This window comes from Flavobacterium gelatinilyticum, from assembly GCF_027111295.1.
GTDB lineage: Bacteria > Bacteroidota > Bacteroidia > Flavobacteriales > Flavobacteriaceae > Flavobacterium > Flavobacterium gelatinilyticum.
In genome coordinates, this window is the sequence record NZ_CP114287.1 from 3,638,801 (window position 1) to 3,654,658 (window position 15,858).

General features: G+C 37.7%; 10 protein-coding genes. 7 read left to right on the forward strand and 3 right to left on the reverse strand.

What is annotated here, in order from left to right:
• Positions 1-7 precede the first annotated feature (7 nt).
• The 7 genes from glmS to OZP11_RS15510 all read left to right on the forward strand — a co-directional run bounded on the left by glmS (position 8) and on the right by OZP11_RS15510 (position 10,090).
• Entirely contained in the window at positions 8-1,858 is a 1,851-nt protein-coding gene (gene glmS / locus OZP11_RS15480) for a glutamine--fructose-6-phosphate transaminase (isomerizing) (protein WP_281231460.1), read from the forward strand.
• Positions 1,859-2,029: 171 nt separating this feature from the next.
• On the forward strand, positions 2,030-2,248 hold the full coding sequence (locus OZP11_RS15485) for a hypothetical protein (RefSeq protein WP_281231461.1): 219 nt from the start codon (positions 2,030-2,032) through the stop codon (positions 2,246-2,248).
• Between the two features lie 102 nt (positions 2,249-2,350).
• Positions 2,351-3,349: a hypothetical protein gene (locus OZP11_RS15490; protein WP_281231462.1), complete on the forward strand. Its 999-nt coding sequence runs from the start codon at positions 2,351-2,353 to the stop codon at positions 3,347-3,349.
• A 313-nt stretch (positions 3,350-3,662) separates the two neighbouring features.
• Positions 3,663-6,455, forward strand: a complete 2,793-nt coding sequence (locus OZP11_RS15495; RefSeq protein ID WP_281231463.1) for a TonB-dependent receptor domain-containing protein — start codon at positions 3,663-3,665, stop codon at positions 6,453-6,455.
• 51 nt (positions 6,456-6,506) lie between these two features.
• On the forward strand, positions 6,507-7,976 hold the full coding sequence (locus OZP11_RS15500; RefSeq protein ID WP_281231464.1) for an SGNH/GDSL hydrolase family protein: 1,470 nt from the start codon (positions 6,507-6,509) through the stop codon (positions 7,974-7,976).
• 238 nt (positions 7,977-8,214) lie between these two features.
• Positions 8,215-9,726 carry a F0F1 ATP synthase subunit beta gene (gene atpD / locus OZP11_RS15505; RefSeq protein WP_281231465.1) on the forward strand — a complete coding sequence of 504 codons (1,512 nt, stop codon included), beginning with the start codon at positions 8,215-8,217 and terminating at the stop codon, positions 9,724-9,726.
• Positions 9,727-9,808: 82 nt separating this feature from the next.
• The gene (locus OZP11_RS15510; protein WP_281231466.1) at positions 9,809-10,090 is read left to right on the forward strand and encodes a F0F1 ATP synthase subunit delta/epsilon; all 282 of its coding nucleotides are present in this window, start codon (positions 9,809-9,811) and stop codon (positions 10,088-10,090) included.
• Positions 10,091-10,180: 90 nt separating this feature from the next.
• Here the strand turns inward: OZP11_RS15510 and OZP11_RS15515 are convergent, their stop codons facing one another.
• The 3 genes from OZP11_RS15515 to OZP11_RS15525 all read right to left on the reverse strand — a co-directional run bounded on the left by OZP11_RS15515 (position 10,181) and on the right by OZP11_RS15525 (position 15,767).
• Complete coding sequence (locus OZP11_RS15515) at positions 10,181-10,402, reverse strand: helix-turn-helix domain-containing protein (protein ID WP_281231467.1); 222 nt, start codon at positions 10,400-10,402, stop codon at positions 10,181-10,183.
• Positions 10,403-10,405: 3 nt separating this feature from the next.
• Entirely contained in the window at positions 10,406-11,230 is an 825-nt protein-coding gene (locus OZP11_RS15520; protein WP_281231468.1) for a DUF2975 domain-containing protein, read from the reverse strand.
• A 313-nt stretch (positions 11,231-11,543) separates the two neighbouring features.
• Positions 11,544-15,767 (reverse strand): DUF8693 domain-containing protein, encoded by a 4,224-nt coding sequence (locus OZP11_RS15525; RefSeq protein WP_281231469.1) that lies wholly within the window; start codon positions 15,765-15,767, stop codon positions 11,544-11,546.
• Positions 15,768-15,858 lie beyond the last annotated feature (91 nt).

Sequence of the window (15,858 nt, forward strand, 5' to 3'; positions counted from 1 at the left end):
TAAATATATGTGTGGAATTGTTGGGTATATCGGTCATCGAGAGGCCTATCCTATTGTTATTAAAGGGTTAAAACGACTCGAATACAGAGGATACGATAGTGCCGGCGTTATGTTGTATGATGACGAATCTGGTATAAAACTTTGTAAAACCAAAGGAAAAGTTTCTGATCTAGAAGCTAAAGCTCAGGAAGGCTTTACAACAAATGGGAATATAGGAATTGGGCACACGCGTTGGGCAACGCACGGTGTTCCAAACGATGTAAACTCGCACCCCCATCTTTCTAATTCAGGTGATTTGGTAATTATCCATAACGGAATTATCGAAAACTACGCACCGCTTAAGGAAGAATTGATTAAAAGAGGCTATACTTTTAAATCTGATACAGATACAGAAGTTTTGGTTAATTTAATTGAAGAGGTTCAAAAGAAAGAAAACATTAAGTTAGGTAAAGCGGTTCAGGTTGCTTTAAACCAGGTTGTAGGGGCATACGCAATCGCGGTTTTTGACAAAAAGAACCCTAACGAAATTGTAGCGGCAAGATTAGGAAGTCCGTTGGCAATTGGTGTAGGTGAAGGTGAGTACTTCATTGCATCTGATGCGTCTCCGTTTATTGAGTATACTTCAAATGCGGTGTATCTTGAAGATGGTGAAATGGCTAATATCAGGCTGCACAAGCCTCTTAAGATCAGAAAAATTAAAGATGACTCTTTAGTAGATCCTTATATTCAGGAACTTCAAATGAATTTGGAGCAGATTGAAAAAGGAGGTTACGACCACTTCATGCTAAAGGAAATCTACGAGCAGCCAAGTGTAATTAAAGACACCTACAGAGGAAGACTTCATGCAAATGAAGGAATCGTTCAGATGGCAGGAGTTGAGGATAATATCGAAAAATTCTTAAACGCTCACAGAATCTTAATCGTAGCCTGTGGTACTTCATGGCATGCAGGATTAGTAGCCGAGTATATTTTTGAAGAGTTTACCCGTATTCCGGTTGAAGTAGAATATGCTTCGGAATTTAGATACAGAAACCCGATCATCAATAAAAATGATGTTGTAATTGCGATTTCACAGTCAGGAGAAACAGCAGACACAATGGCGGCTATTAAACTGGCAAAAGAAAACGGTGCTTTTGTTTTTGGAGTTTGTAATGTGGTAGGATCTTCTATTTCAAGAGAAAGCCATGCGGGTGCTTATACACATGCAGGTCCGGAAATTGGAGTGGCGTCTACAAAAGCATTTACAACGCAGATCACAGTTTTAACCATGATTGCGTTGCGATTAGGAAAAGCAAAAGGGACGTTATCTAATACAGATTATCATACATATCTGCAAGAGCTGGAAATAATCCCGGAGAAAGTATCTGAAGCTCTTGAAACAAATGACAGAGCAAAAGAAATTGCTGCGGCTTTTAAAGATGCGCCAAACTGTCTTTACTTAGGACGCGGATACAATTTCCCGGTTGCTTTAGAAGGAGCTTTAAAATTAAAAGAGATCTCGTATATTCACGCTGAAGGATATCCTGCAGCTGAGATGAAACACGGTCCGATCGCTTTAATCGACGAACACATGCCGGTTATTGTAATTGCTCCTAAGCAAGGTCATTATGATAAAATTGTAAGTAACATTCAGGAAATCAAATCACGAAGCGGTAAAATTATCGCCGTTGTGACAAAAGGAGATATTCAGGTTCGTGAATTAGCCGATTATGTTATCGAAATTCCGGAAACATCTGATGCTTTATCACCGCTTATTACGACAATTCCGTTACAATTACTTTCGTACTATATTGCAGTTATGAGAGGTTGTAATGTAGATCAGCCGCGTAATTTGGCAAAATCTGTTACGGTGGAATAGTACATAAAACTATATAAATTACTGAAAGCGAGACGAAAGTCTCGCTTTTTTTTTACAAAAAATGTAATTTCTGCAGAAACGGGTATCGATAAAATAAGTTTTACATACAACGACAAAAACCAGCGCGGTACCATGTAGTACAGCATCCTCGATGATAAACTGCTTCGCCCTGTGCGAAAGCATTATTCTATGGATGGCACGATGGAAATTAAAGAAAAGCTCACGACAGGAAAGATAGAATTTATAACCTATATCGGCAGCGATGGTTACTCGGCACCAGTAGTGTTGAAAAGCGATGTGGTAAACACGCCAAATTACTTATATTTACATCGCGACTATCAGGAAACTATTCTTGCCATAACAGATGCCAATCGAAAAACGATTATTTGATGCCTGGGGGCAGCATTATAAAAGTGCAGGACGGAGCTGGCAGAACACTCGCAGGATTAAATAATGTTTTTAATTTAGTTAAATAATCTAAATATTTTAATAATGAATAGAATTGTAATTTTAGTAGTTTTTTTAATTACACAGTCAAATTTTGCACAAAATAAATTCGAGAGCAGCGGCAACGCAGGTATTGGAATAACTTCTCCAATTTCGCCATTACATATTAAAAGTCCTAATGATGTTATTCTGGCATTACAAACTACAGATGACAGATGGTTGTATACTTCGTATTTTAATAGTACATCAGTTAGAAAAGCCTGGGTTGGTTTGGGATATGATTTAAATAGCTTTAATATTACAGTAGAAAATGGTGCAGACAAAATTCTGTTTAAAGGAGGTAAAGTAGGAATAGGTACTGCAGTTCCTAGTGCAGATCTTGAAGTTATGAGTCCTGCTGTAACAGGTGCTGAAACAGTATTGAAGTTAAGTGTTAGTGACGCTGCCCAAGATTATCTGAAAATTGCCAACGGTACAAACACAGACGGACAATTTATTCCAACTGTTGAAGGATATCGTACAACAGACAACAGAGCAGCTCTTTATTTAACCGGAAGTATCGATGCAAAAAGTGATAATGGAACGAATCCAATCGTTGTGTTTGATTCCAGAATTGGTACTTCTGCAGTTACAACCAGACCTTTGTTTTCATGGGACTCATACGGCAGCAGAAAAATGCTGCTTACTTCTAATGGCAGTTTAGGTATTGGTACCAATACAACAGGAACTCACAAACTCGCTGTTGAAGGATCAATTGGAGCAAGGGAAATAAAAGTGATGGCAACAGGCTGGGCTGATTTTGTATTTAAAAACGATTACAATCTGCCAACGCTGCAAGAGGTCGAAAAACATATAAAAGAGAATGGACATTTAGCCAATATACCAAGTGAAAAAGAAGTGTTAGAAAACGGAGTTAATCTGGGAGAGATGAATGCCAAGTTACTCCAGAAAATAGAAGAGATGACTTTGTATATGATTGAGCAGAATAAAGAGATAATAGATTTAAAAAACAGACTTAATAAGGTCGAGTTAAATGCTAAATAAATCGAACTGAATAGTTTAAAAAAAGCGGGACATTTTATGTCCCGCTTTTTTTTTGTTTAGAACTTTTTTCTTACAACTTGCATTTTTATTGAATCCGTAAAAAGTTGAAAATAATTATATGTATGCATAGTATTGTTGTGAATATTTTATTAATATACTGATTTTAATCTAATAAATTTAATTACATAATAATTCTATAACTTCGAAAAATTATAATAAATATTAGTTTTTTTTAACGTTTTTTTATTGATATTAAAAATATTTGTACTTTGGCTATAGAAACTAGTAATAAACTAACCAAAAACTAACCCTAATGAGAGTCTATGTGCTAATTATGTTGTTTTTCAGCGGAATATCGTTTGCGCAGAATACAATTACAGGTTCTGTTACCGATGGTAACAAACAATCTATTCCAGGTGCCAATGTTGTTGTGCTCGGCAGCAACAGCGGTGTGTCTACAGATTTTGATGGTACATTTAAATTAACCACAAATGCTAAACTTCCTTTTTCGGTTAAAGTTTCAGCAGTGGGATTTGAATCCAAAACAATCAGTATTACATCGGCGAATCAAAAAGTTAATGTGATTTTAAAAGATGAAGAAACGAAATTGGATGAAATAGTGGTTTCGGCTTCCAGAACTCCGGAAAGGGTAATTGAATCTCCCGTTACCATTGAGAGAATGGGTATTCAGGAAATTAAGAATACCACAGCGCCGTCTTTTTATGACGGATTGGAAAATTTAAAAGAAGTGCATTTTAATACAAGCAGTATTTCTTTTAAATCCATTAACACCCGTGGTTTTGCTACTGTTGCCAATACCCGTTTTATGCAGCTGGTAGACGGGATGGATAATTCCTCTCCGGCGCTGAATTTCGTTTTAGGAAACCTGATTGGGGTTTCGGATATAGACGTGGCCAGCGTGGAGCTTTTGCCTGGGGCGTCTTCTGCGCTTTACGGAGCGAACGCTTTTAACGGTATTATGTTTATGAATAGTAAAAGTCCTTTTACAAATGAAGGAATTAGTGTTTACTACAAATACGGGCAGACCTCACAAGATGTTGCCGGAACAAATGATTACAATGATTTCGGGATTAGAGCGGCAAAAGCTTTTACACAGCATTTTGCAATGAAAGCCAATTTTACGTACATGACAGCAACCGAGTGGATTGCAGCTGATACCAGAAGTATGACCGGAGGTTCTGTAGGGCATGCGATGAATCAAAATTATGATGGATTAAATCTTTATGGTGACGAGGTGACCACTTTTATTCCGAATGTGGGGCAGGTGAGCAGAACGGGTTACCGCGAACAGGATTTAACAGATAATAAGGTTAAAAGTATGAAAGCCGACTTTAGTGCGCATATTAAGCCATGGGCAGATGATACGGAATTTATACTGCAATACAAAGTAGGTACAGGAAGTACCATTTATCAGGGAGCAAACCGATATGCTTTAAAAGATTTCTTAATGCAGCAAGGTAAGTTTGAGGTAAAGGGGAAAAACTTCTTTGCGCGTGTTTATTTTACCAGTGAAGACGCCGGAGATTCTTATGATATGAGATTTGCTGCATGGAATGTTAACAGAGCCGCAAAGTCCGATCAGGAATGGTTTACGAACTATGCAACAGCGTATCAGTTGTCAGGAGCTGTTATGGGAACAAATGCGGCAGAATCTGCTGCAATTGCTAGAAATTTTGCTGATTATAATGTGCTGCCTGCTGCAATTTCTTTTATTCCAAAACCAACAGGTTCTGCTAGATTTGAACCAGGTTCTTCTCAATTCAAAAACGCGTTGAATACCGTTATTGCAAATCCAGATTTAACTCAGGGAGCTAAATTCATTGATCATTCAAAATTATATCATTCAGATGTCAATTATAACTTTAAAGATATGATCGACTGGGCTGAAATTCAGGTTGGGGGTTCATGGAGAAAATACATTATGAATTCTGAGGGTTCTATCTTTACAGATTACGATGGGCCTATAGAGTATAAAGAATATGGTGCTTATGCACAGTTACAGAAAAAATTCCTGGATGACAGACTGAAATTTACAGGTTCATTGCGTTATGACAAAAGTCAAAACTTTGATGGAAATGTTTCGCCAAGAATTTCATTTGTATATTCTGCAGGAGAATCTAAGAGACATAACTTCAGAGTGTCTTATCAAACCGGTTTCCGTAACCCTACTACACAAGATCAGTACATTGGTTTAGATTTAGGGCCTTTTGCTTTAATTGGTTCTGCGGCTGAAAATCTGGATCGTTTTAGAGAAATAGTAAATGTCAGTACAGCGGGGCAGACAATTGCGGGCCAGCCGGCAACAAAAGAATTGACCGGGCAAAGTGCGTATCATAATGCGTATACAGTAGCTTCTGTTCAGGCATTCGGAGCTTCTGGTAATGTGGCAGATCTTCAGGTTGCTAATATCGGATTGGTTAAACCGGAACAGGTGCAGGCTTTTGAGGCCGGTTATCGTACAGTGGTTCAGAATGATTTGTCTATTGATATTAACGGATATTACAATATTTATAATGATTTCATGAACACGGCGAGAGTTATATCTCCTTATTATGGAACGGTAGGAACAGATCCTGCTAATGGTGCTGTGCAGTTAAGTTATCAGGCTTTGGCTTTTGGAGACAGAAGAGTGTATCAGGTGTATACCAATACAACGGCTCAGATCTCTTCTTTAGGATTTGGTGTTGGTTTGTCTAAAAAAGTATATAAAGATTTTGAATTAGGAGCAAATTACAACTATGCTCAGTTTAATTTTGATCAGCAGGATGATCCGGATTTCGTGGCCGGATTTAATACTCCAAAACACAGAATTAAGGCTTCTTTAGGGAATTCAAAAGTGACCAAGAATTTAGGATTTAATGTGAATGTAAGATGGAACAGCGAATATTTATGGGAATCTTCATTTGGAGATGGAATGATTCCTGAAAATACAGTTGTTGATGCTCAGATAAATTACGCACTGCCAAAACTAAAATCGGTTATTAAACTAGGGGCAACAAACCTTTTTGGTTCTGACTATCTTCAGGTAATTGGTGCCGGTATGATCGGACAGCAGTGGTTTGCTTCGTTAACTATTAATCCTTAAATGATCTTGTTGGTGAAAATTGAAGAGGTACTAATTTAAAAATGATTAAAAATGAAAAAAAATATAAAATGGCTGTTTTTGGTTTCTTTAACTTTTATGGCCGCGTGTAACAGTGATGATAATAACGATACTCCCGAAGAGGTTCCGGTAACTCCCGGTTCAGCGGTTTTTACAAAGTATATAGCTCTTGGAGATTCTTTTGCAGCGGGTTATAGCGATAACGCGTTGTTTAAAAAAGGGCAGGAAAATGCCTATCCGAATATCTTGGCACAGCAGTTTGCGGCAGCCGGAGGAGGAAGTTTTGCAACTCCCTTTATGAATGATAATGTTGGAGGTCTTTTATTGGGAGGTAATGTTATTTTTGGCGGAAGATTGTATTTTAATGGTAAAGCACCAGTAAGTATAACCGGAAAACCAACAACCGAAGTTACGTCGCATCTTAACGGCTCATTTAATAATTTAGGAATACCGGGGGCTAAAAGTTATCATTTAGCGGCTCCTGGTTACGGAAATGTTGCTGGTGTTGCAACAGGTCAGGCGAATCCATATTTTGCCAGATTTGCCAGCTCGCCTTCTACATCGGTTATTGCTGATGCGGTAGGACAGGCTCCAACATTTTTCTCTTTATTTATTGGTGGGAATGATGTATTGGGTTATGCTATTTCTGGCGGTGTTGGAAAAGATCAGACTGGAAATATGAATCCGGCAACCTATGGCAGTAGTGACATTACAGATCCAACTGTTTTTAAAACGGTTTATTCCAGTTTGATTACAGCTCTTACTGCTAATGGGGCGAAAGGAGTTGTGGCCAATCTGCCTTTTATAACTACGCTTCCTTATTTTACAACAGTTCCTTATAATCCTGTTGCTTTAACAAAAGAAGCTGCGGATCAATTAAATGCTGGATATGCTGTTTATAATGGAGGATTGAAAAAACTGGTTGAGGCTCAGATGTTGACTCAGGCAGAGGCTGACAAAAGAAAAATCGAATTTAAAGCAGGAAATAATGCTGTGGTTATTGTAGATAGTTATTTGACTAACCTGTCTGCGGCGGGTCTTCCTTCTTATCGCCATGCAACCAAAGATGATTTAATTGTTTTGACAGCGAGTAGCTTTATAGGAACTAAAATAGGAGATGATCCAACAAAAGTAAATGGTGTTTCTGTTCCGCTGGCTGATAATTGGGTTTTAAGTAAAGATGAAGTAGATGAAGTTAAAAAAGCTACAGTTGCTTACAATGCAGTCATTTCGGCAATTGCAGAAGAAAAAGGACTTGCATTTGTAGATACAGGAGCAATAATGACGCAGTTGTCAAGCGGTGGTGTTCGTTTTGGTAATTATGTAATGTCGTCTACTTTTGTAACAGGCGGTGCTTTTTCTTTAGACGGAGTTCATCCAAGTGCAAGGGGATATGGTTTAATTGCAAATATTTTTATAGATGCAATCAATAAAAAGTACGGATCTACACTTCGACATGTCGATTTAGGTGCATATCCTATACAATATCCTGCCTCATTATGATAAAAATCATTTTTTAAGAGTTATAAAAGCCGCTAATTTGCATAAAAATAGCGGCTTTATTGTTTTATTGTAAAATGCGTTTTTTGTTATTTAAGAGTTCAGTTTTATGAATCAAACAAAATGGTGCTATTTTTTATGAAAAAAAAATTGATTTTATATTTTAAAAATTTATCTTTGCGCTCTGAAAAAAGAGGTATTTTCGATAAACCTAAATAGCTATTTAATAAATACATAAGTAATGTCAAAAGTAATAGGAAAAGTTGCTCAAATCATTGGACCAGTAGTTGACGTAGTTTTCAACGGTAAGGATGTTGAACTTCCAAAAATTTATGATTCACTAGAAGTCACTAAAAAAGACGGGACTTTATTAGTTCTAGAAGTACAATCTCATATCGGTGAAAACACTGTTCGTACCATTTCTATGGATTCAACAGATGGTTTAAGCAGAGGATATGAAGTAGTTGGAACTGGAAATCCAATCCAGATGCCAATTGGTCCAGATGTATATGGACGATTATTTAATGTTGTTGGAGATGCCATTGACGGTTTAGGTAATTTACCAAAAACTGGAGAAAACGGTCTGCCAATTCACAGACAAGCTCCAAAATTCGAAGATCTATCAACTTCATCTGAAGTTTTATTTACAGGTATCAAAGTAATCGATTTGATCGAGCCTTATGCAAAAGGAGGTAAAATTGGATTGTTTGGTGGTGCTGGTGTTGGTAAAACAGTATTAATTCAGGAGTTGATCAACAATATTGCAAAAGGTCACGGTGGACTTTCAGTATTCGCTGGAGTAGGTGAAAGAACACGTGAAGGAAATGACTTGCTTCGTGAGATGTTAGAGTCAGGAATTATTAAATACGGTGATGATTTCATGCACTCTATGGAAAATGGAGGATGGGATTTATCTAAAGTAGATATGCCAGGAATGAGAGAGTCTAAAGCTACTTTCGTTTTCGGACAAATGAATGAGCCACCTGGAGCTCGTGCACGTGTGGCACTTTCAGGATTATCTATCGCTGAGTATTTCCGTGATGGAGCTGGGTCTGATCAAGGGAAAGACGTATTATTCTTCGTAGATAATATCTTCCGTTTTACACAAGCGGGTTCTGAGGTATCGGCACTTTTAGGACGTATGCCATCTGCGGTAGGTTACCAACCAACATTGGCAACTGAGATGGGTGCGATGCAAGAGCGTATTACTTCTACAAACAAAGGTTCTATTACATCTGTACAGGCGGTTTACGTTCCTGCGGATGACTTAACTGACCCGGCGCCGGCTACAACTTTCGCTCACTTAGATGCAACAACAGTATTGTCTCGTAAAATTGCTGAGTTAGGTATCTACCCTGCGGTTGATCCGTTAGATTCTACTTCAAGAATTTTAACTCCACACATCTTAGGTGATGAGCACTACAACTGTGCACAAAGAGTAAAAGAAATTCTTCAAAAATACAAACAACTTCAGGATATCATTGCGATCTTAGGTATGGAAGAATTATCAGAAGATGATAAATTAGCAGTATCAAGAGCTCGTCGTGTACAGCGTTTCTTGTCTCAGCCGTTCCACGTAGCAGAGCAGTTTACAGGTATTCCGGGAGTATTAGTAGATATTAAAGATACTATCAAAGGCTTCAACATGATTATCGATGGTGAATTAGATCACCTTCCAGAAGCAGCTTTCAACTTGAAAGGTTCTATTCAGGATGCTATCGAAGCTGGAGAGAAAATGTTAGCTGAAGCATAAAAATAAAGTTAAAAGTTAGAAGTTAAAGGTTGTTCGTTTCGTAACTTTTAACTTTTAACAAATAACTTCTAACTTAAAAAATATGATTTTAGAAATAGTATCACCAGAAGCAAAATTATTTTCAGGAGAAGTAACATCTGTTACATTGCCTGGAGTTGATGGAAGCTTTCAAATTTTGAATAATCACGCTCCTATTGTTTCTATTCTAGAGAAAGGAACTGTAAAAATTGCAGCGCCAAGCTTTAATTTTTCTAAAGAAGTAGCGGATAAATTTACGAGAGTTAACGACCAAAACTATACATTAGAGATTACGTCAGGTACAATCGAAATGAAAGACAATAAAGTAATTGTTTTAGTTGACTAAAATAATTTCAGAATAAAGAAAAGCCAAACAGAAATGTTTGGCTTTTTGTTTTTTAGTCTTTTGCAGCTTATAAAAGTGTTATTCTTAATTTTATTGAGAAGAACTATCATCCTCTACATATTCCATAATATCACCCGGCTGGCATTCCAGAATTTGGCAGATCAATTCTAACGTAGAAAACCGGATTGCCTTTGCTTTTCCTGTTTTTAGAATCGAAAGGTTTGCTGTAGTAATGCCAATTCGTTCTGCCAGTTCATTAGAACGCATTTTTCTTTTTGCAAGCATTACGTCAAGATTTACAATTATTGGCATAAGTTATATAGTTAGTTCGTTTTCGTTTTGAAGATCAGATCCGTATTTTAATAGTCTGGCCAAAACCAGACAGCACAATCCGAGAAAAAGAATGGTGATGTTGTATTCTGGAGTGCTGGTTAAGTTCATGAAATTAAACGTTGAATATGCAATATTAGGTAAGTAATGATAATATTTAATGATGGATAAATATTGCATAGTAATTAAACTTGCGATAAAGTTTACAATCTGATAAGCTATTAGAGAATAGCCAATGTTTTTAATTCTCTTTTTTAATAAATCATTAAAAACAAAGTTAGTTCTTAATTCTTTAAATAAGCGCATAAATTGCAAGCTGACAAACATTATAAGAATTAATGAAAGATAATTTTTTAGTATTAGAATACATTTGAAGAACGAGTCTTTAGGATTTAAAATTATTTCAATTTCTGAATTTTTGTATTGTACCGTGGGTCTAACTATTTCTTTTTTGATTTCATGATATTTATTGTCGTAAACCTCGAAACGATTTATCTGAAAAGTTTTGGAATATAAGGTGTCTGTTTTGATTTTATTAAAACGTTCTTGTAAGTCTTGGTTATTGGATTTTATTATTAATCCGTTTTCGTTATTGTTTCTATAATTAATTAATGTATCGGGAATGTTTAATTGAATTTTAACATCAACTGGATAGCCTTTTGAATGATGCATAGTGGAAGAGAAATGGCCTAAACCGCCTTTTGGCGTAAATTCGAAGAATACAGCTAATAAAAAAATTAGCTGAGTTATGCGTAAACTTATTCGAGAAATAATGTAGAGAGTTGTTAGTAGTCTTTTATTGGTTTTCATGGTTTTGGAATTTAGTTTAAGCAAATATATTAAAATTATCGAAAAACAATAATTAATAATTTAAAAACAATATTTATCTGTTGTTTTATTTTGTTTTGATTTTTTAATTTGAATCTTTTTTTGCATTTTAAGTTAAATCCGGTATTAAGCTCTTGTTTTTATCAGAAACATGTTCTTGTATTCTTTTTTAGGTTTTGTTGTTTTAATGGGGTGTAAATGATGTTATCAGCTTTGTTTGTAGATGTTTCAATAAAAAAATCCATCTGCTTGTATTAAAACAGATGGATTTTATATGTATTGAAAATACAATTTTCTAATTGAAAATGATTTTTCGTGTTACCTGAGCATCATTCTCCAGTGTTACTTTTACCAGAAGCACCTGATTGCTGGACTGCAGGTTTGAAATTGATAATTCGGCTGAATCTACTTTGTTCTTGCTGTAAAGCAGTCTTCCTGAAATATCATAAATGTTCACTTCTTTTATATTCTCTTTTGCAGAAGTTACGCCGATAACTTTGTTTTTCACAGAAACTAAAAGTCCTCCTTCGATAGTTTCAAAATCATCGTTTCCTAATGTTTTATTGGTGTATCGAATTGTAAAACGATCTGAGAAAGTTCCGATTACGGTACTGAAGGTATAATTTCCGGCTTTCAGATCCTGAATTTTTCCCGTTAGTTTGTCTTCCAGATAAACATTTTGATCGTTGAATATTCCGTCAACGTGATCAATTGCTATGGTAAATTCTCCGGTAATTGTGGTTCTGTATCCAAGAGGTACGATATCACTTTCTTCAAACGGAAGGGCGCGTCCCTGAATGGTTAGTTTTTTAGCTTCGTTAATACTATAGAAATCTATAAAGTTGTTTCCGTTTAGCGTAACTGCATCGTAATTAACGTCCCAGCTGTCTGAAGCTCCTTCGATATACCCAACTAATGCCTGTTTGAAAGCCCCTTCGGTGTTGGTAAAGTTCAGCCATAAACGGTTTCTTTCAAGTTCTGCTGTCTGTGCTGTTTTGTAAAAATTAGAATTGCTTCCTGCAACTCTCATATCATTTGTAAATACGATAGGGTTTCCTGAAGGTGATTTTACAAAAAATCCCTGTCCGGCACCAATGTTTCCTGTTGGGGTAACAGATCCCGGGAAGTCCGGTCCTGCAGTTCCTGTCAGGTTAAAAGTGGTATAATCTGTAGTAGCATATTTGTAAGTGTTACTGTCTGGATTATAAACCGGTTTATTGGCGTGTGTCCAGAAATATACCGCTCCGACATCAGTGTTTTGTATAAACTTCACCCCATCGATTGCCGAAGGATAAGGATTTCCAACTATATTCCATTTGCCTCCCACAGGATTAACCGTAACGTTTCCGTTAGTAGGAACTCCCACAAAAGATGCCTGATAAATTGCTGTTGAATTGATATCAAAAGTCTGAGGCGCTCTTACATTATAACCTTCTCCCGGTACCATTTTTGTTGATGTACCGCCATAATCAATTACCCATCCTGAAGAAGGATTGTAGATAAAGTATTTATCTGCTAATGTATCCGGAGATAAATCATGCAGTGTAAAGTTAGACGCCAAAGTTACAGGCGATGACCAGAATGTAAAATCATAACGGTTTACAGGGGTGGTGTTTCTTTTGTAAGTTATATTTCCTGTATTTGTAGCAAGAGGGTTAGATTGGTACAAGCTTGAGTTGTTTTCGAAAGTGAGCTGGCCGTCAGTATGAACACTGACTTCATTTGTTACATTTAAAGTATTTGTTCCATTTACAGTCAGTTCACCTCTATCCCCAACTGAAAGAGTATAGGCGTTAAAACTGTTATTAGTTCCTGAAATAACAGGTTTGTTAGTTGTGTTTGGTATTTCTACACAATCTGCGGCTGTTGGTACCAGATTAGAAGACCAGTTTGCGGCTGTGTTCCAGTTAGTGTTTACAGATCCATTCCATACTACTGATACCGCAGGGTTAATTACTATTGTTGCTGCCGGAGATATACATCCGGTACTGTTATTTCTAACCGTTATAGTGTACGATGCAGGGGCAAGTCCTGAGAAAACTCCGGAAGTATTAGTATAAGCTGATCCGTTGATGCTGTAATTATACCCGCTTGCCGGTGCCGGATTTGAAACCGTGATGGTTCCGGTGTTAACTGCACATGTTGCTGGTGTGGTTACAGAGGCTATTGGTGCAGCTGGAGCAGGTGTTACTGTTAATTGAACGGCATCTGATGCAGTGCTGCAAGTATTGCTCGTGACAACGCAATGAACATAATATCCGGAATAACCGGCTGGTACATTAGTAATATCTAATCTTGATGTATTATCCCCGCTTACTCCCGTTGTTCCATTTGTTACAATCCATGGTCCTGCAGGATTTGTTGAATACTCCCACTGATAAGATGGACTTGCTGCAGATGTGGCAACTGTAAAGCTAGCATTCAGACCTTCGCAGATAGATACAGGTTGCGGCTGTGTTGTTATTGTTGGTGATGTGCTAACCGTAATTGCTGCATTTCCGGTCATGTTAACTGCCTGAGCGGTACAATTAGCATCGCTTAAGGCAGTTATTGTATAAGTTCTTGTTGAAGCCGGAGACACTGTAAATGTGTACGGACTTGAAGTAATATTAGTGCTAATTGTACTTGTTGTTCCATCAGTATAGGTTAAATTCCATGGACTTGTTCCTGTTAATGCAATCGAAATTGTTGTTCCATTTCCTGCGCAGATAGAAGTTGTTCCGCTAATAACTGAAGTCGGTTTTGGATTCACTTTAATTAAAACAACAGCAGATGTATTCGAGCACGTTCCTGGACCAGAAGTAACAATTCTTCTAAACCATGTATTTCGTGTTAACTCTGTTGTTGGAATATAGTTTATCATGTTATTTGTCCCAGGCGCATTTGTAAAGCCAGCAGTACTGCTTGTTGAGCTCATTTGCCATAAGTAAGTGTAATTTCCATTTCCGCTAGGGGGCGATCCCGTAATTGTACCGGGAATGGTTCCTTCGCAAATTGCCTGAGAGTAAGATGCTGTTACATATAATCGCTTTTGAATTGTACTGCATGGATCTCCGAAAATTGCATTACTTGCATCAATTGTTATTGTATTTGAATTTCCTAAAAGCGCATTTTCAACAGCTGACTGGCTGGTGGATGAATGGCAAGAAGGGTTTATGGCAAAGGTGCCGCAATTTCCCGTAGGAGTTCCGTAGCTGGCAAAACTTACATTATTGAAGTATGTGCCTGCAGGTGCTGTAAGACTTCCTGTTGTATATTCTTCCGGATTCATACAGATTGTTCCTGATGTTCCGTTAGTGTAGGTTATAACATTGTTTCCAATTCCGACATAAATGATGCCGCTTGTAGTTGCAGCAGTGCAAGTATTTCCTGTTGTGGTAACCGTGTAATTGAATTGTCCGGTAACAATTGGTGTACCGCTAATTCTTAGAGTATTTCCGGTAACTGAACTGGTAACGCCATCCGGTAAACCGGTAACATTTGCTCCTGTTGCGCCGCCGCCTAAAGTCATTGTAATATTGGTCATTGCAGTATTTTGACAGGCGTTTTGATTGCTTGCGGCAGTAATAGTATGTGACGGATTAACTGTTATTGCTTGTTGTGCAGAAGCAGTTCCTCCGCAACCTCCGCTGATGGTATAAATAATATTAGCAGTACCGGCTGAAACAGCTGTTACTACACCAGATGCATTTACGGTTGCAATATTTGTATTACTGCTGCTCCATGCTCCTGTGCCATTGCCTAAAACAACTCCATTAGCAGAATATGTTGTTGTGTTTCCAATGCATATCGGAGAAGATCCTGTAACAGAAGTAACAGATGAGCGAACGCAGCCACTAATAACAACGCGCCCATTAGCTCCGTTTCCTCCAGATGTAGCATATCCTCCCCACCACCAAACATATCCGTATTCGCCTCCTCCTCCGCCTCCGCCAGGACTATTTCCTGGATTGCCATCATCGCTTAGCTGTCCTGCTCCTCCAGTGTTTAGAGTATTACCTGCATTACCTCCATTACCTCCTCTTGTTCCTCCGTTAACCCCTGAGTCTCCCGTTATATTTGGTGAGCCATTAGAAGCTGTGCCTCCAGCACCTCCTAGCGCAGCATTGTTTCCGTTTCCATTTCCTCTCCTCATATTACCGCCAGAACCGCCATTGGCTGTTATATTTATTCCTGATTGTGTGTGTCTCAAAGCAGATGCTGTTCCGTCTCCGCCGTCACCAGTACTTCCGGTACCGCCTCTTCCAACTGAATAAGTGATATTTTGACCAGGTAAAACAGAAAATGTAGTGTATGAATATCCGCCGCCGCCGCCACCGCCGCCGCCTCGGGTATCTGTTTGTGAACCGCCTCCTGCACCACCCGCTCCCCATATCTCGACAGTAACAGCAGTTACACCAGCAGGAACTGTCCAGGTTTTGTTATTTCCAGCAGTATTATCTGTTAATAATGTCTGTGCAAAAGAAAATGTAGAGAATAGAAATAAGAAGACAGATGTTAAGAGTAGTTTTTTAATCATTTGGCTTTGGGGTATTTGTTTTAATTTTGTTTTTGGATTTATATTCGCACAATTAATTCTGCTTTTGCAAGCCAAAAAAAATGAATATGCG

What these genes read in the sequence shown, in the direction of transcription:
- glmS (WP_281231460.1), top strand. Translation starts at nt 8, where the DNA reads ATGTGTGGAATTGTTGGGTATATCGGTCATCGAGAGGCCTATCCTATT.
- OZP11_RS15510 (WP_281231466.1), top strand. Translation starts at nt 9,809, where the DNA reads ATGATTTTAGAAATAGTATCACCAGAAGCAAAATTATTTTCAGGAGAA.
- OZP11_RS15490 (WP_281231462.1), top strand. Translation starts at nt 2,351, where the DNA reads ATGAATAGAATTGTAATTTTAGTAGTTTTTTTAATTACACAGTCAAAT.
- OZP11_RS15495 (WP_281231463.1), top strand. Translation starts at nt 3,663, where the DNA reads ATGAGAGTCTATGTGCTAATTATGTTGTTTTTCAGCGGAATATCGTTT.
- OZP11_RS15525 (WP_281231469.1), bottom strand. Translation starts at nt 15,767, where the DNA reads ATGATTAAAAAACTACTCTTAACATCTGTCTTCTTATTTCTATTCTCT.
- OZP11_RS15520 (WP_281231468.1), bottom strand. Translation starts at nt 11,230, where the DNA reads ATGAAAACCAATAAAAGACTACTAACAACTCTCTACATTATTTCTCGA.
- atpD (WP_281231465.1), top strand. Translation starts at nt 8,215, where the DNA reads ATGTCAAAAGTAATAGGAAAAGTTGCTCAAATCATTGGACCAGTAGTT.
- OZP11_RS15500 (WP_281231464.1), top strand. Translation starts at nt 6,507, where the DNA reads ATGAAAAAAAATATAAAATGGCTGTTTTTGGTTTCTTTAACTTTTATG.
- OZP11_RS15515 (WP_281231467.1), bottom strand. Translation starts at nt 10,402, where the DNA reads ATGCCAATAATTGTAAATCTTGACGTAATGCTTGCAAAAAGAAAAATG.